This window comes from Amycolatopsis ponsaeliensis, assembly GCF_030182635.1.
Classification (GTDB): domain Bacteria; phylum Actinomycetota; class Actinomycetes; order Mycobacteriales; family Pseudonocardiaceae; genus Amycolatopsis; species Amycolatopsis ponsaeliensis.
The window spans coordinates 35,227-61,681 of sequence record NZ_JAPZLD010000020.1; the positions used below are offsets into that span (position 1 = coordinate 35,227).

The following is a 26,455-nucleotide window of genomic DNA, read 5'->3' on the forward strand; positions in this document are numbered from 1 at the left end:
CGGAAGGAACGAGGATGCGCAGCAGAACCCTTACCCTCCTCGCCGCCACGGTGAGCACCGGCCTGGTGCTGACCGCTTGCGGTGCCAACAGTTCAGACAGCGGGGGCACGGGGAGCAACTCCGCCTCCTCCTCCGCCCCGGCCGCCGCCGGCGGCGCCAGCGGCAAGGTCGGCGTCATCCTCCCGGAGACCGCCACCTCGGCGCGCTGGGAAGCGTTCGACAAGCCGATGCTGCAGGCCGCGCTGACGGCCCAGGGCTTCGAGGTCGACGTCCAGAACGCCCAGGGCGACAACCAGAAGTTCGCCACCCTGGCCGACGGCTTCATCAGCTCCGGCGTCAAGGTCCTGGTCATCGCCCCCGGTGACCCGGCCGTCGGTGCCGCGGTCGAGGCCAAGGCGAAGACCGCGGGCATCCCGGTCATCGACTACGACCGCCCGAGCCTCGGCGGATCCGCCGACTACTACGTCTCGTTCGACAACGAGAAGGTCGGCCAGCTGCAGGGCCAGGCCATGGCCGACGCGCTGAAGAGCAAGCCGGGCGCGGGTTTCGTCCAGATCGAGGGCGCCCCGACCGACAACAACGCCACGCTGTTCACCAAGGGCCAGGACTCCGTCCTCGACTCGCTGGCCTCGGCGGGCACGCTCAAGCGGATCCAGAAGCAGCCGATCAACGACTGGGACAACCAGCTCGGCGGCACGACGTTCGAGCAGATCTTCACCGCCAACGGCGGCAAGGTCGACGGCGTCGTCGCGGCGAACGACGGCCTGGCCGGCGCGGTCATCACCATCCTCAAGAAGAACGGCCTCAACGGGAAGGTCCCGGTCACCGGCCAGGACGCCACCGCCGACGGCCTGATGGCGGTCATGCGCGGCGACCAGTACATGACGGTCTTCAAGCCGATCAAGGAAGAGGCCGAAGCCACCGCCAAGCTGGCCGCCGCCCTGGCCAAGGGTGACACCGCCGGTGCCGACGCCATCGCGACCGGCAAGCTGCACGACCCGAAGGGCAACCGCGACATCAAGTCGGTGCTGCTCACGCCGACGACGATCCTCGAGAAGGACGTCAAGACCGTCGTCACCCAGGGCTACGTGAAGGCCGCCGAGATCTGCGGTGGCGACCTCGCCGCCAAGTGCAGCTCGCTCGGCATCTCCTGAGCCGCACGCAGCACCCATGAACAGCCGGGCCGGGACGCGCACCCCGACGGCGCGCCCCGGCCCGGTCCCCACTCCCCGCCCGCGGGGATCGCCTGGCCCTAGCGGCGGCAAAGGGCATCGGAAAATTCGGAGAACTGCCATCCATGAGTGAGCCCATCCTCGAGATCAAGGGCCTGAACAAGAGCTTCGGCCCCGTCCACGTCCTCCACGACGTGGACTTCGACGTGCGTGCGGGCGAAGTGACCGCCCTGGTCGGCGACAACGGCGCCGGCAAGTCGACCCTCGTCAAGTGCATCGCCGGCATCCACCCGTACGACTCGGGGGCCGTGCGGTTCAACGGGCAGGACGCCCACATCCGCGGGCCGAAGGACGCGGCCGACCTCGGCATCGAGGTCGTCTACCAGGACCTCGCCCTGGCCGACAACCTCGACATCGTGCAGAACATGTTCCTCGGCCGCGAGCGCGGAAACTCGTGGAAGCTGGACGAAGCCAGCATGGAGAAGGCCGCTCGCGAGACGCTGGCCTCCCTGTCGGTGCGGACCGTGAAGTCGGTCCGGACGCCGGTCTCCTCGCTGTCCGGTGGTCAGCGCCAGACCGTGGCGATCGCCAAGTCGGTGCTGTGGAACAGCAAGGTCGTCGTGCTGGACGAGCCGACCGCCGCCCTCGGTGTCGCGCAGACCCGGCAGGTGCTCGACCTGGTCCGCCGGCTGGCCGAGCAGGGCCTCGGGGTCGTGCTGATCAGCCACAACATGGCCGACGTGTTCGAGGTCGCCGACCGCATCTCGGTGCTGTACCTCGGCCGGCTCGTCGCCGAGGTGCACACGAAGGACGTTTCCCACGGCCAGATCGTGGAGCTGATCACCGCCGGGCGCTCCGGTGACCTCGGCCTGGCCCGGCCCGAAGCCGTGGTCCTGTGAGCGGGAAGAAAGAACCGGAAATGACTGAAACCCCTGCCAAGCACGAGGTCGACACCCCGGCCGCGGAAGCGCTCGCGCAGACCCAGAACCCCACCGCGGCGATCACCGACTTCGGCATCGACACGACATCGATGTCAACCGGTGAAGCCCTCCGCGACTACTTCGCCCGCCTGCGGGCCGGCGAGCTCGGCTCGCTGCCGTCGCTGTTCGGCCTGCTCGTGCTCGTCATCCTGTTCAGCGCGCTGTCGGACAACTTCTTCACGCTGGCCAACATCGCCAACGTCTTCCCGCAGGGCGCGGGCGTGATCATCATCGCGATGGGCATCGTCTTCGTGCTGCTGCTCGGCGAGATCGACCTCGCCGCCGGTGTGGCCTCCGGCACCGCCGCGTCGGTGATGGCCCTGCACTACGTCCATGCGGGCAATTTGCTGGGCACCTTGGGATCCGGCGTGTTCATCACGTTCATCGCGGTCCTCGCCGCGGCCATGCTGCTGTCGGCCTACCAGCGGATCTGGGCCGGTGCCGCGCTGTCGCTGGTCGGCCTGCTGCTCGTGGCGATCGGCGTCCCCGCCAACGCCTGGCTGGAGATCCTGCTGGCCATCTGCGTGGGCACCGCGATCGGCTGCATCACCGGCTTCCTGGTGTCGAAGATCGGCATGCCGTCCTTCGTCGTGACGCTGGCGCTGTTCATCGTGTGGCAGGGCGTCCTGCTGCAGTTCATCGGTGAGGGCGGCACGATCGGCATCACCAACTCCGACGTCCTGTACAAGATCGCCAACGGCAACCTGAACGTCCTCGGCAGCTGGATCTTCTTCCTGGTCGCCGCCGGCGGGTTCGCGGTGATCACGCTGGTCAGCCACTTCCGGCGGCTCCAGCGCGGCCTGGTCGTCCAGCCGACGGCGCTGGTGGCCGTCAAGGTCGCCGCGCTCGTGGTGCTGTCGGCGCTGGGCACCTGGCTGCTGACGGTCAACCGCTCGCCGAACAAGGCGGTCGTCACGATCCAGGGCATCCCGTACGTCATCCCGATCATGCTGGTGCTGCTGGTGGCCGGGACCTACGTGCTCAACCGGACCAAGTACGGCCGGTACGTCTACGCGGTCGGCGGCAACAAGGAAGCCGCCCGCCGTGCCGGTATCGACGTGCCGAAGATCCGGGCGAGCGTGTTCGTCATCGGTTCGGCGGTCGCGGCCATCGGCGGCATCGTCGCCGCGTCGAAGGTCGGCTCGGTCAGCCCGCAGTCCGGTGGCCTCAACACGCTGCTGTACTCGGTCGGTGCGGCCGTCATCGGCGGCACGTCGCTGTTCGGCGGCAAGGGCCGCGTGGCCGACGCCGTCGTCGGTGGCCTCGTGATCGCCGTGGTCATCAACGGCCTGGGCCTGCTCAAGCAGCCGGCCGCGGTGGTCAACATCGTCACCGGTCTGGTCCTGCTGCTCGCCGCCACGGTCGACGCGCTGTCCCGGCGCCGCGCGGCTGCGTCGACTCGCTGAACCAGCATGGAATGATCAGGCCCGTGACCAGCACACCCGTTGCACGTCCGGACGAGGTGCGCCGGCACAACCGCACGACCCTGCTCCGCCTGCTGCACGTCGGCGGGCCGAGCACCCGGGCGACCCTGGCCGCCGAGCTGGGGCTCAACCGGAGCACGATCAAGACCCTCGTCGACGGGCTCGCCGAAGCCGGCGTCGTCGAGGAGAAGGTGCCGAGGCCGGGACGAGGGGCGGGCCGCCCCTCGCTCCTGGTCCTGCCCCAGCCGCACGCGGCGGTCGTGCTGGCGGTCGACCTGCAGGTCGAGCACGTCGCGATCGCCCTGGTCGGGCTGGGTGGCCAGATCCTCGGCCGCAACAGCTGGAACCTGCGTGGCCGGATGGGGCAGCCCGACGAGGTCATCACGCACGTCATCGAGTCGACGGCGATCCTGGCCGGCGACCTCGACGTGACCCCGGTGGCGGCCGGGGTGTCGGTGCCCGGCGTCGTCCGGCGGTCGGACGGGCACGTGCACGAGGCCCCGAACCTGCGCTGGACCGACGTCGCCCTCGGCGAGCGGCTCGGCGGGGTGCTGCAGATCCCGATCATGGTCGGCAACGACGCCGAGTTCGGCGCGGTCGCCGAGCATCTGCGCGGCGCGGCCCGCGGGGCGTCCGACGTGGTGTACATCTCGGCGGACGTCGGGGTCGGCGGCGGCGTCATCGCCGAGGGGTCGGCGCTGCGCGGCGGCTCCGGCTACGTCGGCGAGATCGGGCACATGGTGATCCGCCCGGACGGGCGCGACTGCTACTGCGGCAGCAGCGGCTGCTGGGAGACCGAGGTCGGCGAGGCGGCGCTGTGCCGGGCGCTCGGCCTGCCGGAGGACACCCCGCGCGGGGCGATCCTGTTCGAGCTGCGCGAGCTGGGCCGGAACCCGGAGTTGGCGCTGTCGCGGCTGGCGGAGTTCGCCGAGTGGCTGACCCTGGGGCTGATCAACGTCGTCAACCTGCTCGGGCCGCAGCTGGTGATCCTCGGCGACCTGCTGACGGTGCTGCCGGAGGCGGTGCTGCGGCACGTCGGCACGGAGGTCCGCCGGCGCAGCCTGGTGAGCCGCGCGGTCGGCGGCACCCGGATCATCAGCTCGGCGCTGGGGGCCGACGTGAAGCTGCTGGGCGCCGCGGAAGTGGCGTTCGAAGTCGTGCTGGATTCTGTCTGATTTCCTGTCCGGTTTCGTGTCCGGAATAGGTATCTTCCGTGGCCTTGCCGTGATAACCGCCACGCACTTTGCAAGTTGCAGAAAACGAAGGCGGCCGGTGCCTGTGCGCACCGGCCGCCTTCGGCGTTTCGGGGTCGTTACCGCTGGATGTCGGCGGACAGTTCCTTGAGCTTGGCCTCGTGCTCGCGGGCGTGGTGCCCGCAGAAGAGCAGTTCGCCACCCTTGAGGATGGCTCGTACCTGAGCTGCTGCTCCGCACCGGTCACAGCGGTCGGCGGCGGTCAGTTCGGGGCGGGTGAGCGTCGGCGTTGTCATGGGGGTCTCCCTCCGTCCCGGCACCGGTTGCCCGGTGCCATCGATCCAGCTACGCCCACTTCGGGACTGATGCCGGTGGCGGCGATCGCCTTCGGCTCCGCGGTGTTCGTGCTTCCACTCTTCCAGACGTTTCGCGGCTCGCAAGTGTTCCCGCGCCGGTGGGACCTGAGTCACGCCGATTTACCCCGGATGCCGTAACCGCATCCCGCATTGCAGGAGACGATTACCCGGAGAGTTACGTTTTCCGTGGTCAGGCACCATGGGGTCGTGAGCACGTTGACTTCGCCGAGGAGGCTTTCCGCGGTACCCGCCCCGCTGTTGTTCGTTCTCAGCGGAATTTCCATGTACGCCGGAGCGGCCATCGCGGTCGGCCTATTCGGCCACGCGACCCCCGCCGGAGTGGCGTGGCTGCGCTGCCTCGGCGCGGCGGTGGTGCTCCTGGCCTGGCGCCGCCCCGGGCGGGCGGCGTGGCGAGGCCACCGGCTGGCGCTGGCGATCGCCTTCGGGGTCGTGACGGCGGGCATGAACGTGCTCTTCTACGAGGCGATCGCCCGCTTGCCGCTGGGGACGGTGGTGGCGATGGAGTTCATCGGCCCGGTCCTGGTGGCGGCGTTCGGCTCCCGGACGCCGCGGGACGTGCTGGCGGTGGTCCTGGTGGCCTGCGGGGTGGTGGCGATCGCGGACGTCCAGCTGTCCGGGTCGGTGCTCGGAGTGGTGTTCGCGCTGGGCGCGGCGGCGGCCTGGGCGGGCTACATCCTCCTGGGCAAGAGGGTGGCTTCGGCGGAGGGATCGGGGATCGACAGCCTGGCGATCGGCTTCGCGGCGGCGACGGTGGTGCTGTCCCCGCTGGCCTTCGGAACGGGCGAGGTGTGGTCTTCGCCACGGATGCTGCTGCTGGGGGTCGGTGTGGGGGTGCTGTCGACGGTGGTGCCGTATGCGCTGGACCAGGTGGTGCTGAGGCGGCTGGGGCAGGCGCGGTTCGCGGTGCTGCTGGCGTTGCTGCCGGTGACGGCGGGGGTGATGGGGTTCGTGCTGCTGGGTCAGGTGCCTTCGTGGCCGGAGGCGCTGGGGACGTTGGCGGTGGTGGGCGGGGTGGCTTTGCGGAGCCGGGATGAGGCGGTGCGGCCGGTGCCGGAGCCGCCTGGGTGATGGTGGCCGGGGTGGGTCGTTGGTGGTCTGTGGCTTTGGTTGCGGGCTGACTGGGGTGCTTGGTGGTCGGGCTCGGTGGCGGTCTGTGGTTCGGTTATGGAGCCGCTGGCTGGTGCCAGGAGCTGCTGGGCTGATGGCCGCTGTGCGGGGCCGCCGCTGGCTTGCCGGGATGCCGGGCTGCGGAGCCGCCGAATTGCCGAGCTGTTTGGTCGCAGAGCTGCCGAATTGCTGAGCCCTCCGAGCCCCGCCGAGCCGCCGAGCCGCTGAGCTGCTGAGCTGCTGAGCTGCTGAGCTGCCGGGTTGTGTGGCTACCGGGTTGCCTAGCGCCGAGCAGGCGAACTCTCAGGCCGCCAGGTCGCCAGCTGCCGAGCCGCCAGAGCTGCCGGGCCTCCGAGCTGCCGAATTGCTGGGCCGCCGAGCCCCGCCGGGCCCCGCCGAGCTGCCGGGCTGCCGGGCCGCCGGAGCTGCCGGACCGCCGAGTTGCCAGGTTGCCGGCCCAGCTGAGCTGTCTGGCCGCCGAGCTCCCGGGTTCTCGAGCTGCCGAGCTACCGGAACCGCGGGGCCGCCGGTCCAACCGTTGCCGGGTTACCCACAGGCCGACCGTGATGTGGACAACCCGGCCCACCGGCCGCTTTCCCCGGCGGTTCCGTCGGACCCGCCCGATACGCTGGAGCGGGGCTCGTCCCCCGGGATGGGTGGGGTCTGCTCGGGGCCGGAGGAGGTGGGTGCCATGACCAAGGCGGCGTCTGCCGCGGCGAAGGACTTCGCCGCGGCCGGGGTGGGTGGGGTGCACCTCGCCTGGGCGGACAACAACGGCATCCCGCGCTCGCGCATCGTGCCCATCGGGGGGCTTGCCGATGCCGCCTCGCGGGGCGTCGGGGCCACCTCGCTCTTCGCCGTCTTCGACAGCCACGACGCCATCACCTACGGGCACGCCGGCCTCGCCACGCCCTCTGGGGACATCCGGCTCGTGCCCGTCGTCGACCGGCTGCGGCGGCTCGCCGGGCAGCCCGCGCTCGCCTGGGCGCCCGTCCGGCAGCTCACCCGAAACGGCGATCCGTGGCCCTACTGCCAGCGCGCCGTCCTCGAAGCGCAGGTCGCCGAGGGTGCGCGGCGGGGGCTGGAGTTCCGCGCCGGCTATGAGCTCGAGTTCGCCGTCGCGCCCGCGGGCAGCACGGACGTCGTCAGCTCGCCCGGGCACCCCGGGCCCGCCTACAGCCCGCACGCCCTCGTCGGGCTCGACGCCTTCGTCGCCGCCCTCCTGCACGACTTCGCCGCCAACGGCCTGCGGATCGGCCAGCTGCACGCCGAGTACGGCGTCGCGCAGGTCGAACTCTCGCTGGCCGCCACCGATCCGGTCGCCGCCGCCGATGATCAGCTGCTGGCCCGGCAGACCATCCACGCCGCCGCCCACGCGCACGGCCTCGTCGTCAGCTTCGCGCCGCTGATCGGGCTCGGCGCGGCCGGCAACGGCTGGCACCTGCACACCTCCGTCCGCCGCAAGGGCCGCAACCTCCTCGACGACAACGGCGACGGCGTCCCCACCGCCGACGGCGCCGCCTACCTCGCCGGCCTGCTGCGCGATCTCCCGGCGCTGACCGCGATCACGGCGCCGAGCGTCCCGTCCACCCTGCGGCTGCGTCCCGGCTACTTCGCGGGCGCCTACGCATTCTGGGGCGTCGAGAACCGGGAGGCGCCGCTGCGGTACGTCCCGGGCTCGCCGCTGCTGGGCGCCGACCACGCGAACGTCGAGCTCAAGACGTCGGACGCCGCCGCCAACCCCTACCTCGCCCTGGCCGTGGTGCTCGCCGCGGGGATGGCTGGCATCGAAGACGCGGCCGCGCTGCCCGAGCCGATCGCCGACGACCCGGGCGGCTGGACCGAAGGCGAGCGGGAGACGCGCGGCGTGCGCCGGCTGCCCGCGGACACCGCCGGACAGGACGCCGCCCTGACGGCCTCGCCCCGCGTCGCCGGCGTGCTCGGCGATGACCTGCTCGGGGCCTTCCGCGCGGTCCGGGCGTCCGACGCCGCGTGGGCGGCCGACCGCACGGCCGACGAAATCGTCGCAGCCCACCTGTGGCGTTATTGAGGCTGGGAAGATGACCTCAGCGAATCCGGGAAGCCACTGAGAGGACCGATGTCTTCGGGGATCGACGGCGGGCAGCTCGACCTGTCCGGGGTGCGGTGGCTGCCGGGCGGGGCCCGGCTGGCCGCGGTCGCCCAGGCGGAGCTGCCCCAGAAAGACGGCCTGGCCGCCGCGTTCTGCGGGCTCGCGGCGCTGCGCGCGGCCGGGCTCGACGTGCCCGACCAGGACGCCGTCGCGATGGCCGCGGGGACCGTGCGCGGGCCGGTCGTGCGCCCGCCGGGCGAGGCCGGCCGTCCCGAGTTCCGGTTGCCCGTGCCGCTCGTCGACGACCCGGCCGCCGCGGGGACGCGGGTTTCCGGGCTGGCGACTGCCATCGGTGCGCTGTCGGGCGGCGCCCTCGCGGCGGTGCCGGTGACGGGGGAGTGGACGACCGAGACGCTCTTCGACCTGCTGCTCGGACTCTGGGACGTGCCGCGCGTCGCGGTGATCGCCCGGATCGACGGCGCCGAGCTCGGTGCCCACGACACCCCGGAACGCGCGCTGCTCGACTACCTCGACACCGGCGTCCCGCCATTGTGGACGTCCCGCTGGCGTCCGCCGGGCGGCCACTTCGTGCTCGTCGCGGGCGTCCGCATCGGCGCCGAAGGCACCCTGCTGTCCGTTGTGGACACTTATTCGTCCTTCGGGGACAACGGGATCCACGACCAGCCCGTCGAGTGGGTCGCCGCGGCGCTGGCCGGGCTGGGCGTGCTGGTGGTCGTCGACGCGGACCAGGCCGCCACGGCCCGCGAGGCGGCCCGCGTCGCCGGCCTCACTCCGTCGTTGTGGGACTGACCTCGGCGTTCTCGGGGGCGAACCGCGAATGGCGGCGGCCGTAGGCGAAGTAGATGACCAGGCCGATCACCAGCCACACGGCGAACCGGATCCAGGTGAGCACGTTGAGGTTGAGCATCAGGTACAGGCACGCCAGCGCCGCCAGGATCGGGACCACCGGCGAGAACGGCACCCGGAACGGCCGGTCCAGGTCGGGCCGGCGGCGGCGCAGCACCGGCACCGCGACGGCCACGATGATCATCGCCGACAGCGCGCCGATGCTCACCATGTCGGCCAGCTCGGAGATCGGGATGAACGCGGCCAGCACGGCGATCAGCACGGCACCGCCGATGGTCATCCGGTGCGGGGTGCCCCAGCGCGGGTGCGTGGCGCCGAGCGCCTTCGGCAGCAGGCCGTCGCGACCCATGGCGAAGCCGATCCGCCCGATCGTGACCAGCTCGACCATCATCACCGACGTCAGCCCGGTCACCGCGCCGAGCGAGATGAGCGCGCCGACCCAGTGCTGGCCGACCCGGTCGAACGCGTCGGCCAGCGGCGCGCCGGTGTCGATGTCGGTGAACGGGATCATGCCGGTCAGCACGATCGACACCCCGATGTAGAGCAGCGCGCACACGCCGAGCGCGCCGAGGATGCCGACCCGGAGGTCCTTGCGCGGGTTCAGCGTCTCTTCGCCGAGGTTCGCGAGCGCTTCGAAACCGGTGTAGGCGAAGAAGACGATCGCGGCGGCGGTGACCATCCCGGCGATGCCGTAGACCGACTGCTCCAGGCCGAGCGCGGCCTGGACGATCGGCTGCTCCAGCACCGTCGTGCCGTTCGCGGGAGGCTGGGCCGGCGGGATGAACGGCGTCAGGTTCGCGCCCTTGACGAAGAACAAGCCGACCGCCAGCACGAGCACGCAGACGGCGACCTTCACGCAGACGAGCACGTTGGTCAGCCAGGCGGACTCCTTGATGCCCAGCACGGCGACGACGGTCAGTACCGCGATGATCAGCACCGCCCCGACGTTCACCTTCGCGTCCTCGCCGAACCACTCCGGCGACAGCCCGAGCAGGTTGGCCAGGTAGCCGGACCAGCCGCGCGACACCACGGCCGCGCCGAGCGCGAACTCCAGCAGCAGGTCCCAGCCGATGATCCAGGCGAAGACCTCGCCGAGGGTGGCGAAGGCGTACGTGTAGGCACTTCCGGCCGTCGGGACGCTGGACGCGAGCTCGGCGTAGCAGAGCGCCGCGAGCCCCGCGACGACCGCGCCGAGCACGAACGACAGCGTCACCGCGGGCCCGGCGTGCGTCTTCGCCTCCACGCCCGCGAGGGTGAAGATGCCGGTGCCGATGATGATCCCGACACCGAACCCGACCAGGTCCCGCCCGCGCAGCCGCCGCTTGAGCTCCCCGGACTCCTGGCGCTTCAGGACGTCGTCCACGTTCAAGGTTCTCCGCACACCCATGAGAAGAAGTTAAAAGGTCACGGAAGTTTCCGCAGAACGGCTCCGGGGTGATGTCGGGCCGTGCGGATGGCGGGAACGGCCCCGCACCGGAATGCTGGGCCCGTGCCCGACGAGATCCCCGCCCGCAGCGCCCTGCACCAGCTCGCCGACCGCTACGGCGTCGCCACCCGGTACGAGAACGCCGACCAGGTCCGGGTCGAAGTCGAAGACGAGGTCGTCGTCGCCGTTCTGGGGCAGTTCGGGGTCGACGCCACCAGCGACGACTCCATCGCCCGGGCCCTCGGCGCCCGCGAGACCACGGCGAAGCTGCCGCCCACCATCGTCGTCAAAGAAGGCAGCACCCGGGCGCTCGGCGTCGACGCCGAGGTCGTCCTCGAAGACGGGAGCCGGCGGCCCGTCACCGGCGAACTGCCGGACGACCTGCCGCTCGGCTGGCACCGGGTCGTCACCGCCGAGCAGGACGTCGTGCTCGCCGTCGTGCCCGCGGCACTGCCGGCCGTCCCGCCCGCCTGGGGCTGGATGCTGCAGCTCTACTCTCTGCACTCGGCCGGCTCCTGGGGTATCGGCGACTACGCGGACCTCGCGACCTTCGCCGCCCGCTCGGCCTCGGAGCTGGACGCCGGCGTGCTGCTGGTCAACCCCGTGCAGGCCTTCAGCCCCGCCCACCCCGTCGAGCGGTCGCCCTACTCGCCCGCGAGCCGGCGGTTCGCCAACCCCCTCTACCTGCGCGTCACCGCCACCGAGACCTACGCGCAGGCCGATGCCGCGACGCAGGAGGCCGTGCGGTCCCTGGCTCCGGACCGCGACGGCGAGCTCATCGACTACGACGCCGTCTGGACGGCGAAACGCGCCGCGCTCGAGCTGCTGTGGCCGCACCGGGTCGAAGACCTGCCGGACGACGCCGACCTCGAAGACTTCGCCCTCTTCTGCGCCCTCGCCGAACAGCACGGCGCCGACTGGCGGGAGTGGCCTGCGCCGCTCCAAGACCCCGCCGGGCCCGAGGTCGAAAAGGCCCGTGAAGAGCTCGAAGAGCGCGTCGGCTTCCACGCCTGGCTGCAGCACCTCTGCCGCGAGCAGCTGGAAACGGCCCGCAAAGCCGCCCGCGACGCCGGGATGACCGTCGGGATCGTGCACGACCTGCCCGTCGGCGTGCACCCCGGCGGGGCCGACACCTGGGCGGTGCGGGACGTCTTCGCCGCCGACGTCCGCGTCGGCGCGCCGCCGGACGCCTTCAACCAGCAGGGACAGGACTGGAACCTGCCGCCGTGGCGGCCGGACAAGCTCGCCGAGGCCGGGTACGCGCCGTTCCGCGACGTCATCCGCGGCGTCCTGCGCTACGCCGACGGCATCCGCGTCGACCACATCGCCGGGCTCTGGCGGCTGTGGTGGATCCCGCCGGGCGAGCCCGCGCACCGCGGCACCTACGTCCACTACGACGCCGAGGCCATGGTCGGCGTGCTCGCGCTGGAGGCGCACCGGGCCGGCGCGGTCGTCGTGGGGGAGGACCTCGGCACCGTCGAGGACACCGTCACCGAGACCATGCACGAGCGCGGCATGCTCAGCTCGGCCGTCCTGTGGTTCGAACGCGACTGGGACGCGCCGGGCAAGCCGTTCACCCGCCCGGACGGGTGGGATCCGGAGGCCATGGCCAGCATCTCCACGCACGACCTGCCGACCGTCACCGGCTGGCTGCGGGGCGAGCACGTCCGGGTTCGCGCCGAGCTGGGCCTGCTGGACCGGGGCGTCGAAGCCGAAGAGAACGCGGCCGCCGCGGAACGTCAAGCGCTGCGAGAACTCCTTGCCCGGGAAGGGATCCCGGCCGACGACATGGTCGTCGCGCTGCACAGTCTCCTCGCGCGAGCCGCGTCGCGGCTGGTGCTGACCTCGCCGGCCGACGTTTCGGGCCAGGTGCGGCAGCCGAATCTGCCCGGGACCGTCGACCAGTACCCTAACTGGCGGATCCCCCTTCCCGTCAGTGTCGACGGCTTCTTCACCGCGAAGGGGGTGCGCGCCGCGATCGCGCCGCTGGCGGCGGCGCGTCCCTTGCCCGGGTAACGGGTACCCCACGGCGCGCGATTCCCGTCCGTCAGCACGGACACCCGGCACAACCTGCGAAAGCTCGAGGAGAACCCAGTGCGGCCCTGGCCCGGAACGCCCTACCCGCTCGGCGCCACCTACGACGGGGTGGGGACGAACTTCGCCCTCTTCTCCGAGGTGGCCGAGCGGGTCGAGCTGTGCCTCTTCGACGACGACGGCAACGAAACGCGGTACGCCCTGGAAGAGGTGGACGGGTTCGTCCACCACGGCTACCTGCTCAACGTCCAGCCCGGCCAGCGCTACGGGTTCCGGGTGCACGGCCCGTACGACCCGGCCCGCGGCCTGCGCTGCAACCCGAACAAGCTGCTCATCGACCCGTACGCGAAGGCCGTTTCCCACGGCGTGAAGTGGGACGAGTCGCTGTTCGGCTACCAGTTCGCCAACCCGGACGAGCGCAACGACGCCGACTCCGCCGGCCGGGTGCCGTACTCGCTGGTGGCGAACCCGTTCTTCGACTGGGGCAACGACCGCCAGCCGAAGCGGCCGTACAACGAAACGGTGATCTACGAAGCCCACGTCAAGGGCATGACGGTGAACCACCCGTTCGTGCCCGAAGCGCTGCGGGGCACCTACGCCGGCCTGGCGCACCCCGCCGTCGTCGAGCACCTGCAGAAACTCGGCGTGACGGCGGTGGAGCTGATGCCGGTGCACCAGTTCGTCTCCGACCACGGCCTGGAGGAGAAGGGGCTCACGAACTACTGGGGCTACAACACGATCGGCTACTTCGCCCCGCACGACTCCTACGCCGCGATGCCCGGTGAGGGCGGCCAGGTCCAGGAGTTCAAGGGCATGGTGAAGGCCCTCCACGAGGCCGGCATCGAAGTCATCCTCGACGTGGTTTACAACCACACCGCGGAGGGCAACCACCTCGGGCCGACCCTGTCGATGCGCGGCATCGACAACGAGGCCTACTACCGCCTGGTGGAGGGAGAGCCCGAGTACTACATGGACTACACCGGCACCGGGAACTCCCTCAACGTCCGCAACCCGCACACCCTGCAGCTGATCATGGACTCGCTGCGCTACTGGGTGACGGAGATGCACGTCGACGGCTTCCGCTTCGACCTCGCCTCCGCGCTGGCGCGCGAGTTCTACGACGTCGACCGGCTGTCCACGTTCTTCGACCTCGTGCAGCAGGACCCGATCGTGAGCCAGGTGAAGCTGATCGCCGAGCCGTGGGACGTCGGGCCCGGTGGCTACCAGGTCGGCAACTTCCCGCCGCTGTGGACGGAGTGGAACGGGCAGTACCGCGACACCGTCCGCGACTTCTGGCGCGGCGAGCCCTCGACGCTCGGCGAGTTCGCGTCGCGGATCACCGGCTCGTCGGACCTCTACCAGGACGACGGCCGCCGCCCGTTCGCGTCGATCAACTTCGTCACCGCCCACGACGGCTTCACGCTGCGGGACCTGGTGTCCTACAACGAAAAGCACAACGAGGCCAACGGCGAAGACGGCCGCGACGGCGCCGACGACAACCGGTCGTGGAACTGCGGGGTCGAGGGCGACACCGACGACCCGCAGGTGAACGAGCTGCGCATCCGGCAGCAGCGCAACATGCTGGCCACGGTGATGCTGTCGCAGGGCGTGCCGATGATCCTGCACGGCGACGAGTTCGGCCGTACCCAGCAGGGCAACAACAACGTCTACTGCCAGGACTCCGAACTGTCCTGGATGGACTGGGCGCTGGCCACCGAGCACGTCGACCTGGTCCGGTTCACCGGCGGGCTGAGCGCGTTCCGCAAGCAGCACCCGGTGTTCCGCCGCCGCCGCTTCTTCCAGGGCGGGCCGGTCGGCAAGGGCGAGAAGCTCGGCGACATCGCCTGGTTCACCCCGGCCGGCGAGGAGATGACCGAGCAGAACTGGGACGACGGCTTCGGCAAGGCGGTCGTCGTCTTCCTCAACGGCCAGGCGATCCCGGACCTCGACCCGCGCGGGATGCACGTCGAGGACGACTCGTTCCTGCTCGCGTTCAACGCGCACTACGAGGACATCGACGCCAAGCTCCCGGGCAACGGCTACGGCCAAGCCTGGACCGTCGTCATCGACACGGCGGCGGGCGAGGTGGAGCCCCACGACGCGAAACCCCTCGAAGGCGGCGGCCAGTTCTCCCTGCCCGCCCGGTCCCTGATCGTGCTGCAGCGGACGGAGCCCGCATGACGGTGCCGGAGTCGACCTACCGGGTGCAGCTGCGCCCGGAGTTCCCCTTCAGCGACGCCGCCGGCATCGCCGGCTACCTGCGTGACCTGGGCATCGGCGCGCTCTACGCGTCACCGGTGCTCGACGCGGCACCCGGCTCGACCCACGGCTACGACGTCGTCGACCCGACGCGCGCACGGCCCGAGCTGGGCGGCGAAACCGCCCGGGTGGCGCTGAGCGAGAAGCTGAAGGAACTGGGGCTCGGCCTGGTCGTCGACATCGTGCCGAACCACATGTCGGTCGAGGTGCCGAAGGTCAACCGGTGGTGGTGGGACGTGCTCACCCACGGCCGCGACTCGGAGTTCGCGTCCTTCTTCGACGTCGACTGGGACCGTGGCCCGCTCCTGCTGCCGGTGCTCGGCGACGATGACGCCGTCTCGGAGCTGACCGTCGAGGGTGACGAGCTGGTCTACTACGACCACCGCTTCCCGCTCGCACCTGGCACGGAAAGCGGGACGCCGCAAGAGATCCACGAGCGCCAGCACTACCGCCTGGTCGGCTGGCGCCGCGGCAACGCGGAGCTGACCTACCGCCGGTTCTTCGACATCACGAACCTCGCCGCGGTCCGCGTCGAGGACCCGACGGTGTTCGCCGAGACGCACGGGGAGGTCCTGCGCTGGGTCGCCGACGGCGACGTCACCGGCCTGCGCGTCGACCACCCGGACGGCCTCGCCGACCCGGGCGGCTACTTCCGGCGCCTGCGGGAGAACGCGCCGGACGCGTGGATCGTCGCGGAGAAGATCCTGCACCCGGGCGAGCCGCTGCCGCAGAGCTGGCCGGTCGACGGCACCACCGGCTACGACGCCCTGCGCGAGATCGCCGGCGTCTTCGTCGACTCGGCGGCCGAGCCAGACTTCACGGCGCTGGCCACGGAGCTGGGCGTGAAGACCGGCTACCACCGCGTCGAAGCGGAGGCCCGGCGCCTGGTCACCGACCACATCCTGGTCGCCGAAGTCCGGCGGATCGCGGCGCTGCTGCCCCACGTCGACGCCGAAACGGCGCGGCAGGCGGTGGCCGAGACGATGGTCGCCTTCCCCGTCTACCGCTCCTACCTCCCCGAAGGCGCGGCGAACTGGACGGCCGCGATCGACGGGGCCCGCCGGGCCCGGCCCGACCTGGCCGAGGCGCTGACCATCCTCGATGCCTTCGTGCGCGCCGATCCCGGGAGCGAGCTGGCCACCCGGATCCAGCAGACGTCCGGCATGGTCGTGGCCAAGGGCACCGAGGACACGACGTTCTACCGCTACACGCGCTTCGCCGCGCTCAACGAGGTCGGCGGCAACCCGGACCGGTTCGGCCTCGGCGTCGAGGAGTTCCATCGCCTGGCCGCCGAGCGCGAAGCCGGCTACCCGGCCGCGATGACGACGCTGACCACGCACGACACCAAGCGCTCGGAGGACACCCGCGCGCGGATGGCGGTGCTCGCGGAGGTGCCCGGCGAGTTCGCCGAGGCCGTCCGCCGGTGGACCGCGCGGCGCGGGATCGACGAGCCGTCGCTGAACCTCCTCGCGTGGCAGACGCTGGTCGCGACCTGGCCGATCGAGCCCGCCCGGCTGCGGGACTACCTCGACAAGGCGGCCAAGGAGGCCAAGCTCCGGACCAGCTGGACCAGCCACGACGAGGCGTTCGAGGCCGACGTCGCCGCCTGGCCGGAAGACGTCATGGGCGACGCCGAACTGGCGTCGGACGTCGAGGCGTTCGTCGCGCGGATCGAGCGGCCCGGGTACGCCAACTCCCTCGGCCAGAAGCTCGTGCAGCTGACCGCACCCGGTGTCCCGGACGTCTACCAGGGCACCGAGCTGTGGGACTTCTCGCTGGTCGACCCGGACAACCGCCGCCCGGTCGACTACGCGGTCCGGCGCGAAATCCTGGCGCGGGTCATCGACGGCGAGCTGCCGGAGATCGACGCGTCGGGCGCGGCGAAGCTGCTCGTCGTGCACAAGGCGCTGCGGCTGCGCCGCGAGCACCCGGCGCTGTTCCGCGGCTACCGGCCGCTGCGGGCCGAGGGCGCGGCCGCCGAGCACGTCCTGGCGTACACGCGCAGCGCGGATCTCGCCGTGGCGGTGACCCGGCTGCCGGTCGGCCTCGAAGCCGCCGGCGGCTGGCGCGGCACCGTGCTCCCGCTGCCGGCCGGCGTCTGGACCGACGTCCTGACCGGCCGCGAGGTCACCGGCGACGTGGCCACCCTGTTCGAGCGGTACCCCGTGGCGTTGCTGGTGCGAGGAGACGCATGAGGTTCAGCGTGTGGGCCCCGGCGGCCCGCCGGGTCCGGGTGAGCGTCGACGCCGGGGTGCACGAGATGACCGCCGGCGACGGCGGCTGGTGGCACGCCGAGGCCGACGGCATCAACTACGCCTTCCTGCTCGACGACGACGAAAAGCCGGTGCCCGACCCGCGGTCGCGGTGGCAGCCCCACGGCGTCCACCACGAATCGCGCGTCTACGACCACGCCGAGTTCGAGTGGACCGACGACGCCTGGCACGGCCGTCAGCTGCCCGGCGGGGTCGTCTACGAGCTGCACGTCGGCACGTTCACCGAGGGCGGCACCTTCGACGCGGCGATCGACCGGCTCGACCACCTCGTCGAGCTCGGCATCACCCACGTCGAGCTGCTGCCGGTCAACTCCTTCGACGGCACCGCGGGCTGGGGCTACGACGGCGTCCTCTGGGGCGCGGTCCACGAGCCCTACGGCGGCCCGGACGGCTTCAAGCGGTTCGTCGACGCGGCCCACGCGCGCGGGCTGGCCGTCGTGCTCGACGTCGTCTACAACCACCTCGGGCCCTCGGGTGCCTACCTCGACCGGTTCGGGCCGTACTTCGCCGGGCAGAACGACTGGGGCCCCGGCCTGAACCTCGACGGCGCCGGCTCGGACGAGGTCCGCCGGTACGTCGTGGACAACGCGCTGAGCTGGTTCCGCGACTTCCACGTCGACGCGCTACGCCTGGACGCCGTGCACGCGCTGCTCGACCGGCGGGCGATCCACCTGCTCGAGCAGCTCGCCGTCGAGACCGGGGCGCTGTCGGCGGCGCTGAACCGGCCGCTGACGCTGATCGCCGAGTCCGACCTCAACGACCCGAAGCTGGTCACGCCCCGCGAGCGCGGCGGCCACGGCCTGCACGCCCAGTGGTCGGACGACTTCCACCACGTCCTGCACGTCACGCTCACCGGCGAGACGTCCGGCTACTACACCGACTTCGCCGCGCCGGACGCGCTGGCCAAGGTCCTGCGCGAGGTGTTCTTCCACGCCGGGACCTGGTCGTCGTTCCGCGAGCGGACCCACGGCCGCCCGGTCGACACCCGGACCGTGCCGGGCCACCGCTTCCTCGCCTACCTGCAGAACCACGACCAGATCGGCAACCGCGCGACCGGCGACCGGCTGTCCGCGACCGTCTCGCAAGACCGGCTGGCCTGCGGCGCGGCGATCCTGTTCTGCTCGCCGTTCACGCCGATGGTGTTCATGGGGGAGGAGTGGGCGGCGAGCACGCCGTGGCAGTTCTTCGCCTCCTTCCCGGACCCGGAGCTGGCCGAGGCGGTCCGCACGGGCCGCCGTCGCGAGTTCGGCCGGCACGGCTGGGGCGAGGCCGACGTGCCCGACCCGATGGACCCGGCGACGGCCGAGCGCTCCCGGCTCGACTGGGCCGAAGCGGACACGCCCGGCCACCGGGAGATGCTCGAGCTGTACCGGACGCTCATCCGGCTGCGCCGCGAACACCCCGAGCTGGCCGGCCCGTGGGTCGCCGACCTGCGGGTGGACACCGCGCCGGACGGCTCGTGGCTCGTGCTGCACCGCGGCGGGCTCCGGCTGGCCGTCAACTTCGGTCCCGGTCCGGTCACGCTCCCGCTCGGCGCCACGGCGACCCTGCTGACCTGGGCCGGAGCCACCGTGGACGGGGGCGCCGCCGAGCTGCCGCCGGATGGTTTCGTTCTGGTCGAAACCCGATAACCGGATCGCACATCGCGCGCGAAGCGACCCGGATCTGGGACGATTCAGGAATGGCCACACGACCCTCCGCCGACCACGTCCTCGCCGGACGCCCGTTCCCGCTCGGCGCCCACCCCGAGGCGGGCGGAGTGCGGTTCGCGATCACCTCAGCCGTCGCGGACGCGGTCGACCTGTGCCTGATCGACGCCGACGGGTCCGAACGACGGATCGCGCTCACCGAGCGCACCTTCGGCGTCTGGCACGGCCTGGTGCCCGGGGTGACGCCGGGGCAGCGCTACGGCTACCGGATCCACGGCCCGTACGACCCGGCCCGCGGCCTGCGCTGCAACCCGCACAAGCTGCTGCTCGACCCGTACGCCCGGCAGATCACCGGCGGGCTGACCGACCTGCGCGCGGCCCAGGGCTTCACCGGCGACCCCGAGCGCGGGCCGATGTCCACAGTGGACTCCCTGGGCAGCGTGCCGCTGTCGGTGGTGTCCTCGCCGGGCGGGCCGGACACCGGGGTCAAGCCGGAGGTCCCGTTCGAGGAGGCGGTGGTCTACGAGCTGCACGTCAAGGGGTTCACCCAGCAGCACCCGTTCATCCCGGAGGCGCTGCGCGGCACCTACCTCGGCCTGGCCCACCCGGTGGCCATCGAGTACCTGACCCGGCTCGGCGTCACGTCGGTGGAGCTGCTGCCGGTGCACTCGTTCCTCGACGAGCCGTCGCTGGTCCGCGCCGGGCGGCACAACTACTGGGGGTACTCGCCGCTCGGCTTCTTCGCGCCGCACGCCGGCTACGCCAGCGAGCCCGGCCACGAGGTCGAGGAGTTCCGGCTGATGGTGGCCGCCCTGCACGGGGCCGGCATCGAGGTGATCGTCGACGTCGTGTTCAACCACACCTGCGAGGGCGGGCCCGACGGGCCGACGCTGAGCTTCCGCGGGCTGAACGCGCCGGTGTACTACCTGCACACCGAGCGCGGCCACATGGCCGACATCACCGGCTGCGGCAACACCCTGGAGGCCGGCTCGCCGACCGTGGTCCGGCTGGTCACCGACTCGCTGCGGTACTGGACGCAGGAGCTGGGCGTCGACGGCTTCCGGTTCGACCTGGCCAGCACGCTCGGCCGGGCCCGCGGCGGGGTGTTCGATCCCACGTCGACGCTGCTCACCGCGATCACCACCGATCCGGTGCTCACCCGCTGCAAGCTCATCGCCGAGCCGTGGGACGCGACCGGCGAGGGCTACCGCGTGGGCGGCTTCGGCGCCCAGTGGGCGGAGTGGAACGGCCGCTACCGCGACACCGTGCGCGACTTCTGGCGCGGCGCGACCGGCGTGCGCGACCTCGCCTACCGGCTGTCCGGTTCGTCGGACCTCTACGACCACAACCTGCGCCGGCCGTGGCAGTCGATCAACTTCGTCACCGCCCACGACGGCTTCACGCTGCGGGACCTGGTGTCCTACAACGAAAAGCACAACGACGCCAACGGCGAGGACAACCGCGACGGCGGCAACGACAACCGCTCGTGGAACCACGGCGCCGAGGGCGACACGGCCGACCCGGAGATCCGCGAGCTGCGCGTGCGGCAGGTGCGGAACATGTTCGCCACGCTGCTGCTGTCCACCGGCACCCCGATGATCACCGCGGGCGACGAGTTCTGGCGGACCCAGCGCGGCAACAACAACGCGTACTGCCTCGACGACGAGACGTCCTGGCTGGACTGGACGCCGGAGGAGCCCGAGGCCGAGGCCATGTTGACCTTCGCCCGCCGGGTCGTGCGGCTGCGGGCGAACAGCCCGGCGCTGCGGCAGCCGGAGTTCTTCGAAGGCCGGACGACGCCGACCGGCAAGCCGGACCTGGTCTGGTTCCGCCCGGACGGCGAGGAGTTCGGCGAGACCGACTGGTTCGAGGACCGGCACACGCTCGGCATGTGGGTCGACGGCTCGAACAGCCAGGCCCGCAACCGCGACGGCGAGCTGGTGCCCGACCACTCGTGGCTGATGTGGCTGCACGCGGGGGACGGGCCGGCCGAGGTGGTCCTGCCGGGCCGCGAGTACGGCGAGACGTTCAAGCCGACGCTCGACACGAGCACCTCGGACGGCAGCCCGGCCAACCCGGGCCCGCTGGAGGCCAAGAGCCGGCTGACGCTGCAGTCGCGGTCACTGCTCCTGCTGCGTGCCCCGCGCCTGGCCGCGGACCCCGCGCCGGAGGGCTACTGATCACCCGCCTGTCGTCCATTCGGGTACGGGTGTTCACCGGCGGGGCCCGGCGGCGGGCCGCGGCGCGCGCTTAACCTGCCGGACATCTGCCGGAAATTCGTTGCGGGGGAAGCGTTTCAGCCGCACGCGGGTGGGTACAGAACAAGGGAGACCTGCCTCGATCGTGCGTGATCGAGTCGGGCAGACTGACGACGCCTGCGCACAAACCGACACTCCCGAGGGGCGTTGCCCATGACCGGCCGGCTCGGCATCGACGACGTCTCCCCCAGCGTGAGCTGTGGCCGCTATCCGGCCAAAGCCGTTGTGGGGGAACACATCCCGGTCACCGCGACCGTCTGGCGCGAGGGGCACGACGCCGTCGCGGCCACCGTCGCGTGGCGCGGCCCCGGCGACCGGCTGACCCGCCAGACGCGGATGGTGCCGCGCGGACCCGACCACCCCGACGAGTTCGCCGCGGTGGTCGTCCCGGACACCACCGGCACGTGGACCTACCGGATCGACGCGTGGGGCGACCCCTGGGCGACGTGGGAGCACAACGTCGAGGTGAAGGTCGCCGCCGGGCAGGGTCCCGAAGACCTCGCCAACGACCTCGAGAACGGCGCCCGACTGCTGGAGCGCGTCTCGCGCCGCCCGGACCGCCGCGCGGAAAAGGCGCTGCTGACCGGCGCGCTGACCGCGTTGCGCGACGGGGAGCGCAGCCTCGCCGAGCGGGTCGGGCCCGCGCTCTCGCCCGAGATCCGCCAGCTCATGCACGAGTTCCCGGTGCGGGAGCTGATCACCAAGGGCAAGCCGCACAAGCTGTGGGTCGACCGCCGCCGGGCCGCGTACGGCTCCTGGTACGAGCTGTTCCCCCGCTCCACCGGCGGGCTCGACGCCGAGGGCAAGGCGGTGCACGGCACCTTCACCACCGCCTCGGCCGCGCTCGACCGGGTCGCGAAGATGGGCTTCGACGTCGTCTACCTGCCGCCGATCCACCCGATCGGCCGCGTGAACCGCAAGGGCCCCAACAACACCCTCGACGCCAAGCCCGACGACGTCGGCTCGCCGTGGGCCATCGGCGCCGACGAGGGCGGGCACGACGCCATCCACCCGGACCTCGGCACCTTTGACGACTTCGACGCCTTCGTCGCCCGCTCGGAGGAGCTGGGCATGGAGGTGGCGCTGGACTTCGCGCTGCAGGCCGCGCCGGACCACCCGTGGGTGCTCAAGAACCAGGAGTTCTTCACCACCCGCCCGGACGGCTCGATCGCCTACGCGGAGAACCCGCCGAAGAAGTACCAGGACATCTACCCGATCAACTTCGACAACGACCCCAAGGGCGTCTACGAGGAGATGCTGCGGGTCATCCTGGTCTGGGTCGAGCACGGGGTGAAGATCTTCCGGGTCGACAACCCGCACACCAAGCCGCCGGACTTCTGGGCCTGGCTGATCCAGTCGGTGAAGGACGCCCACCCGGACGTCCTGTTCCTGGCCGAGGCGTTCACCCGCCCGGCGCGGCTGTGGGGCCTGGCCCGGCTCGGCTTCACCCAGAGCTACACGTACTTCACGTGGCGGACCGGCAAGCAGGAACTGATCGACTTCGCCGTGGACCTGCGGGACCACTGGAACGAGGGCCGGCCGAACCTGTTCGTCAACACCCCGGACATCCTCCACGAGTCGCTGCAGCGCGGCGGGCCCGGCATGTTCGCGCTGCGGGCCGCGCTGGCCGCGACGATCTCGCCGACGTGGGGCGTCTACTCGGGGTACGAGCTGTTCGAGCACGTCCCGGTCCGCGAGGGCAGCGAGGAGTACCTCGACTCCGAGAAGTACCAGCTGCGCCCGCGCGACTTCGAGCGCGCGCTCGCCGAAGGACGCTCGCTGGAGCCGTGGATCGCGAAGCTGAACGCCGTCCGCCGCGCGCACCCGGCGCTGCAGCAGATGCGCACCCTGCACTTCCACCACGTCGACAACGACGCGCTGCTGGCGTACTCCAAACAGGACCCGGCCACCGGCGACACCGTGGTCACGGTCGTCACGCTCGATCCGTACGGGCCGCAGGAAGGCACGCTGTGGCTCGACACGGCGGCCCTCGGGTTCGAGGCGCACGAGCGGCTGATCGCCCACGACGAGGTCACCGGCGACACCTGGGACTGGGGCCCGGCGAACTTCGTGCGGCTCGAGCCCTGGCGGGCCGTGGCGCACGTGGTGTCCGTCCGGCGGCGGCTGGCCGGTTAGCAGGGGAAGGAAGAACGAATCGAGGACTGAGGTGGAACACATGGCGGAGGAAGCCCGCCCCGACGCGGCGCTCGGGCTGGAAGGCGTGCCGCACACCGGTGAGGCGATGACCGCCGACGGCATGCTCGTCGAGCCCCAGGCCGGCGACTTCCGCTCGGCGCAGCAGGCGCCGAGCAACCCGGAGTGGTTCAAGGGCGCGGTGTTCTACGAGGTGCTGGTGCGCGCCTTCGCCGACTCGAACGGCGACGGCACCGGCGACCTGCGCGGCCTGGCCGGCCGGCTGGACTACCTGGCCTGGCTCGGCATCGACTGCCTCTGGCTGCCGCCGTTCTACGCGTCGCCGCTGCGCGACGGCGGGTACGACATCAGCGACTTCCGCGCGGTGCTGCCGGAGTTCGGCAGCGTCGAGGACTTCGTGTTCCTGCTGAACGAAGCGCACCGGCGGGGCATCCGGGTGATCACCGACCTGGTGCTCAACCACACCTCGGACGCGCACCCGTGGTTCCAGCAGTCCCGTCAGGACCCCGACGGCCCGTACGGCGACTACTACGTGTGGAGCGACGACGACTCCCGCTACGCCGACGCGCGGATCATCTTCGTCGACACCGAGACGTCGAACTGGACCTACGACCCGGTCCGCGGCCAGTTCTACTGGCACCGGTTCTTCTCCCACCAGCCCGACCTGAACTTCGAGAACGTCGACGTCCAGGACGCGATGATCGACACCCTGCGGTTCTGGCTGGACCTGGGGATCGACGGGTTCCGTCTCGACGCCGTGCCGTACCTGTTCGAGCAGGAGGGCACCAACTGCGAGAACCTGCCGCGCACGCACGAGTTCCTCAAGCGCTGCCGCAAGGTCGTCGACGACGAGTACCCGGGCCGGATCCTGCTGGCCGAGGCGAACCAGTGGCCCTCGGACGTGGTCGAGTACTTCGGCGACCCGGCGGTCGGCGGCGACGAGTGCCACATGGCGTTCCACTTCCCGCTGATGCCGCGGATCTTCATGGCGGTGCGTCGCGAGTCGCGGTTCCCGATCTCGGAGATCATGACCCAGACCCCGGAGATCCCCAGCGGCAGCCAGTGGGGCATCTTCCTGCGCAACCACGACGAGCTGACCCTCGAGATGGTCACCGACGACGAGCGCGACTACATGTACGCGGAGTACGCCAAGGACCCGCGCATGAAGGCCAACATCGGCATCCGCCGTCGCCTGGCCCCGCTGCTGGACAACGACCGCAACCAGCAGGAGCTCTTCACCGCGATGCTGCTGTCCCTGCCGGGCTCGCCCGTTCTGTACTACGGTGACGAGATCGGCATGGGAGACAACATCTGGCTCGGCGACCGCGACGCGGTCCGCACCCCCATGCAGTGGACCCCGGACCGCAACGCCGGCTTCTCCTCCTGCGACCCCGGCCGGATCTACCTGCCGGTGATCATGGACCCGGTGTACGGCTACCAGGGCCTGAACGTCGAGGCGCAGTCGAACAACGCGTCCTCGCTGCTGAACTGGACCCGGCGGATGATCGAGGTGCGCAAGGAGCACCACGCGTTCGCCGAAGGCGAGTTCGTCGACCTCGGCGGGTCGAACCCGAGCGTGCTGGCGTACAAGCGCCAGTGGCGGCGCCCGGACGGCGGCGAGGACGTCGTGCTCTGCGTGAACAACCTGTCCCGGTTCCCGCAGCCGGTGGAGCTGGACCTGTCCGCGCACCGCGGGTGCACGCCGGTGGAGCTCACCGGTGGCGTGCGGTTCCCCAGCATCGGGGACCTGTCGTACCTGCTGACGCTGCCGGGGCACGGCTTCTACTGGTTCCAGCTGACGAGCCCGGGAGACGAAGGCGAAACGAGGTGAGTCCCTTGTCCGACCCGCGCGAGCTGGTCGACGACCTGACCGACGACCTGAAGCGCTGGCTGCCGGAGCAGCGCTGGTTCGCCGGCAAGGACCGGCCGGTGACCGGTGTCCGGCCGCTCGGCGTGACCGAGCTGGTCGTCGGCGACCCGCAGCTGCTGCACGTGGTCGTCGAGGTCGTCCAGGACGACCGGCGCGAGCCGTACCAGCTGCTCGTCGGCCGGCGGACGCACCCGCCGGAGATCTCGTCCACCAGCTGGATCGGGGCGGTCGGCGACCTCAACGCCTACGAGGCGTCGGGTGACCTCGACGTCACCGGCGTGCTGCTGGACCTGATGGCGCGGGAGGACAGCGTGGGCTCGCTCGTGTTCGAGCACGAGCCCGGCGTCGAGCTGGACACCGGCCTGCGGGCGCGGCCGATCACCTCGGAGCAGAGCAACACGTCCCTGGTCTACGGCGGGCAGTACATCCTCAAGCTGTTCCGGAAGCTGACGCCGGGCAAGAACAAGGACCTGCTGCTGCACCGGGCGCTGCAGGGCGTGGGCAGCAAGCACATCGCGCAGGTGCTCGGCTCGATCACCGGCGACCTCGACGGCGAGCCGACCACGGTCGGCATGCTCCAGCAGTTCGTCGCGGACGCGGTCGACGGCTGGGCGATGGCCACCACCAGCGTCCGCGACCTGATGGCCGCGCCGGAGCTGCACGCCGAGGAGGTCGGCGGCGACTTCGCCGGCGAGGCCGAGCGGCTCGGGCGGGCGGTGGCCGAGGTCCACGCGGACCTGGCCGAGGCCCTCGGCACCGAGCCGGTCGACGCCGACGAGCTGGAGCGCTCGATGAAGGCGATGGTCGACCGGCTCGACACGGTCGCCGGGCAGGTGCCGGAGCTGGCCGAGCACGCCCCGGGGCTGCGGACGGCGTTCGAGACGCTGCGCACGCTGCCCGCCGACTCCGTGACCATGCAGTACATCCACGGCGACCTGCACCTGGGCCAGGTGCTGCGGACGGTCACCGGCTGGCTCTTGATCGACTTCGAGGGCGAACCGGCGGCCCCGGTGGAAGAGCGCCACGCGCTGCGCTCGCCGTTGCGCGACGTGGCGGGCATGCTGAGGTCGTTCGACTACGCGGCCCAGCAGATGCTGGTCGGGCAGCCGGACGAACCGGCGCTGGCCCAGCGGGCCATGGAGTGGTCGCAGCGCAACCGGGCGGCGTTCTGCGAGGGCTACGCCGCGATCGCGGCGGACCCGCGCGAACAGGGCGAGCTGCTGCGCGCCTTCGAACTGGACAAGGCGGTCTACGAAGTGAGCTACGAGTACGCGAACCGGCCCGACTGGCTGGGCGTGCCGCTCGCCTCGATCGCCCGGATCACCGACGGAGAGGGATGAC

At 71.4% G+C, this 26,455-nt stretch carries 17 protein-coding genes; 15 read left to right on the forward strand and 2 right to left on the reverse strand.

Features of this window, described 5'->3' with window-relative positions; translation table 11 throughout:
• Window positions 1-14: 14 nt before the first annotated feature.
• The 4 genes from QQ657_RS27880 (at window position 15) to QQ657_RS27895 (ending at window position 4,751) form a co-directional block, all read left to right on the forward strand.
• The gene (locus QQ657_RS27880; protein WP_284745226.1) at window positions 15-1,154 is read left to right on the forward strand and encodes a sugar ABC transporter substrate-binding protein; all 1,140 of its coding nucleotides are present in this window, start codon (window positions 15-17) and stop codon (window positions 1,152-1,154) included.
• Window positions 1,155-1,297: 143 nt separating this feature from the next.
• Window positions 1,298-2,071: an ATP-binding cassette domain-containing protein gene (locus tag QQ657_RS27885; RefSeq protein ID WP_247063508.1), complete on the forward strand. Its 774-nt coding sequence runs from the start codon at window positions 1,298-1,300 to the stop codon at window positions 2,069-2,071.
• Between the two features lie 20 nt (window positions 2,072-2,091).
• Window positions 2,092-3,558 (forward strand): sugar ABC transporter permease, encoded by a 1,467-nt coding sequence (locus QQ657_RS27890; RefSeq protein ID WP_284745227.1) that lies wholly within the window; start codon window positions 2,092-2,094, stop codon window positions 3,556-3,558.
• An 11-nt stretch (window positions 3,559-3,569) separates the two neighbouring features.
• On the forward strand, window positions 3,570-4,751 hold the full coding sequence (locus tag QQ657_RS27895; protein WP_284745228.1) for an ROK family transcriptional regulator: 1,182 nt from the start codon (window positions 3,570-3,572) through the stop codon (window positions 4,749-4,751).
• A gap of 137 nt (window positions 4,752-4,888) precedes the next feature.
• Here QQ657_RS27895 and QQ657_RS27900 read toward each other — a convergent pair whose 3' ends face one another.
• Window positions 4,889-5,065, reverse strand: coding sequence for a DUF7455 domain-containing protein (locus tag QQ657_RS27900; protein ID WP_284745229.1), 177 nt, complete (start codon window positions 5,063-5,065; stop codon window positions 4,889-4,891).
• Between the two features lie 342 nt (window positions 5,066-5,407).
• Between QQ657_RS27900 and QQ657_RS27905 the strand changes: the two genes are divergently transcribed.
• The 3 genes from QQ657_RS27905 (at window position 5,408) to QQ657_RS27915 (ending at window position 9,134) form a co-directional block, all read left to right on the forward strand.
• Window positions 5,408-6,214 carry an EamA family transporter gene (locus tag QQ657_RS27905; RefSeq protein WP_284745362.1) on the forward strand — a complete coding sequence of 269 codons (807 nt, stop codon included), beginning with the start codon at window positions 5,408-5,410 and terminating at the stop codon, window positions 6,212-6,214.
• A gap of 730 nt (window positions 6,215-6,944) precedes the next feature.
• Window positions 6,945-8,303 carry a type I glutamate--ammonia ligase gene (locus QQ657_RS27910; RefSeq protein ID WP_284745230.1) on the forward strand — a complete coding sequence of 453 codons (1,359 nt, stop codon included), beginning with the start codon at window positions 6,945-6,947 and terminating at the stop codon, window positions 8,301-8,303.
• Between the two features lie 48 nt (window positions 8,304-8,351).
• Window positions 8,352-9,134, forward strand: coding sequence for a DUF6885 family protein (locus QQ657_RS27915; RefSeq protein ID WP_284745231.1), 783 nt, complete (start codon window positions 8,352-8,354; stop codon window positions 9,132-9,134).
• Here QQ657_RS27915 and QQ657_RS27920 read toward each other — a convergent pair.
• A complete protein-coding gene (locus tag QQ657_RS27920) occupies window positions 9,112-10,554 on the reverse strand; it encodes an amino acid permease (RefSeq protein ID WP_434056785.1) in 1,443 nt (480 codons plus the stop codon). The genes QQ657_RS27915 and QQ657_RS27920 overlap by 23 nt on opposite strands.
• 126 nt (window positions 10,555-10,680) lie before the next feature.
• On the opposite strand from QQ657_RS27920, the gene malQ reads away from it, so the two are divergent.
• The 8 genes from malQ to QQ657_RS27960 all read left to right on the forward strand — a co-directional run bounded on the left by malQ (window position 10,681) and on the right by QQ657_RS27960 (window position 26,454).
• Entirely contained in the window at window positions 10,681-12,633 is a 1,953-nt protein-coding gene (gene malQ, locus QQ657_RS27925) for a 4-alpha-glucanotransferase (RefSeq protein WP_284745233.1), read from the forward strand.
• 78 nt (window positions 12,634-12,711) lie between these two features.
• Window positions 12,712-14,832 carry a glycogen debranching protein GlgX gene (gene glgX, locus QQ657_RS27930; RefSeq protein WP_284745234.1) on the forward strand — a complete coding sequence of 707 codons (2,121 nt, stop codon included), beginning with the start codon at window positions 12,712-12,714 and terminating at the stop codon, window positions 14,830-14,832.
• Window positions 14,829-17,105, forward strand: coding sequence for a malto-oligosyltrehalose synthase (treY, locus tag QQ657_RS27935; RefSeq protein ID WP_284745235.1), 2,277 nt, complete (start codon window positions 14,829-14,831; stop codon window positions 17,103-17,105). The genes glgX (QQ657_RS27930) and treY overlap by 4 nt, the downstream gene beginning before the upstream one ends.
• A complete protein-coding gene (gene treZ / locus QQ657_RS27940) occupies window positions 17,102-18,814 on the forward strand; it encodes a malto-oligosyltrehalose trehalohydrolase (protein WP_284745236.1) in 1,713 nt (570 codons plus the stop codon). Before treY ends, treZ begins: the two co-directional genes overlap by 4 nt.
• Window positions 18,815-18,864: 50 nt before the next feature.
• On the forward strand, window positions 18,865-21,012 hold the full coding sequence (gene glgX / locus QQ657_RS27945) for a glycogen debranching protein GlgX (protein ID WP_284745237.1): 2,148 nt from the start codon (window positions 18,865-18,867) through the stop codon (window positions 21,010-21,012).
• Between the two features lie 231 nt (window positions 21,013-21,243).
• The gene (locus tag QQ657_RS27950; RefSeq protein ID WP_284745238.1) at window positions 21,244-23,226 is read left to right on the forward strand and encodes a maltotransferase domain-containing protein; all 1,983 of its coding nucleotides are present in this window, start codon (window positions 21,244-21,246) and stop codon (window positions 23,224-23,226) included.
• Window positions 23,227-23,266: 40 nt separating this feature from the next.
• Window positions 23,267-25,075 carry a maltose alpha-D-glucosyltransferase gene (treS, locus tag QQ657_RS27955; RefSeq protein WP_284745239.1) on the forward strand — a complete coding sequence of 603 codons (1,809 nt, stop codon included), beginning with the start codon at window positions 23,267-23,269 and terminating at the stop codon, window positions 25,073-25,075.
• A gap of 5 nt (window positions 25,076-25,080) precedes the next feature.
• Window positions 25,081-26,454 carry a maltokinase N-terminal cap-like domain-containing protein gene (locus QQ657_RS27960; protein WP_284745240.1) on the forward strand — a complete coding sequence of 458 codons (1,374 nt, stop codon included), beginning with the start codon at window positions 25,081-25,083 and terminating at the stop codon, window positions 26,452-26,454.
• Window position 26,455 lies beyond the last annotated feature (1 nt).

What these genes read in the sequence shown, in the direction of transcription:
- QQ657_RS27900 (WP_284745229.1), bottom strand. Translation starts at nt 5,065, where the DNA reads ATGACAACGCCGACGCTCACCCGCCCCGAACTGACCGCCGCCGACCGC.
- treZ (WP_284745236.1), top strand. Translation starts at nt 17,102, where the DNA reads ATGAGGTTCAGCGTGTGGGCCCCGGCGGCCCGCCGGGTCCGGGTGAGC.
- treY (WP_284745235.1), top strand. Translation starts at nt 14,829, where the DNA reads ATGACGGTGCCGGAGTCGACCTACCGGGTGCAGCTGCGCCCGGAGTTC.
- QQ657_RS27910 (WP_284745230.1), top strand. Translation starts at nt 6,945, where the DNA reads ATGACCAAGGCGGCGTCTGCCGCGGCGAAGGACTTCGCCGCGGCCGGG.
- glgX (WP_284745237.1), top strand. Translation starts at nt 18,865, where the DNA reads ATGGCCACACGACCCTCCGCCGACCACGTCCTCGCCGGACGCCCGTTC.
- QQ657_RS27950 (WP_284745238.1), top strand. Translation starts at nt 21,244, where the DNA reads ATGACCGGCCGGCTCGGCATCGACGACGTCTCCCCCAGCGTGAGCTGT.
- QQ657_RS27915 (WP_284745231.1), top strand. Translation starts at nt 8,352, where the DNA reads ATGTCTTCGGGGATCGACGGCGGGCAGCTCGACCTGTCCGGGGTGCGG.
- treS (WP_284745239.1), top strand. Translation starts at nt 23,267, where the DNA reads ATGGCGGAGGAAGCCCGCCCCGACGCGGCGCTCGGGCTGGAAGGCGTG.
- QQ657_RS27880 (WP_284745226.1), top strand. Translation starts at nt 15, where the DNA reads ATGCGCAGCAGAACCCTTACCCTCCTCGCCGCCACGGTGAGCACCGGC.
- QQ657_RS27885 (WP_247063508.1), top strand. Translation starts at nt 1,298, where the DNA reads ATGAGTGAGCCCATCCTCGAGATCAAGGGCCTGAACAAGAGCTTCGGC.
- QQ657_RS27890 (WP_284745227.1), top strand. Translation starts at nt 2,092, where the DNA reads ATGACTGAAACCCCTGCCAAGCACGAGGTCGACACCCCGGCCGCGGAA.
- QQ657_RS27895 (WP_284745228.1), top strand. Translation starts at nt 3,570, where the DNA reads ATGATCAGGCCCGTGACCAGCACACCCGTTGCACGTCCGGACGAGGTG.
- QQ657_RS27905 (WP_284745362.1), top strand. Translation starts at nt 5,408, where the DNA reads ATGTACGCCGGAGCGGCCATCGCGGTCGGCCTATTCGGCCACGCGACC.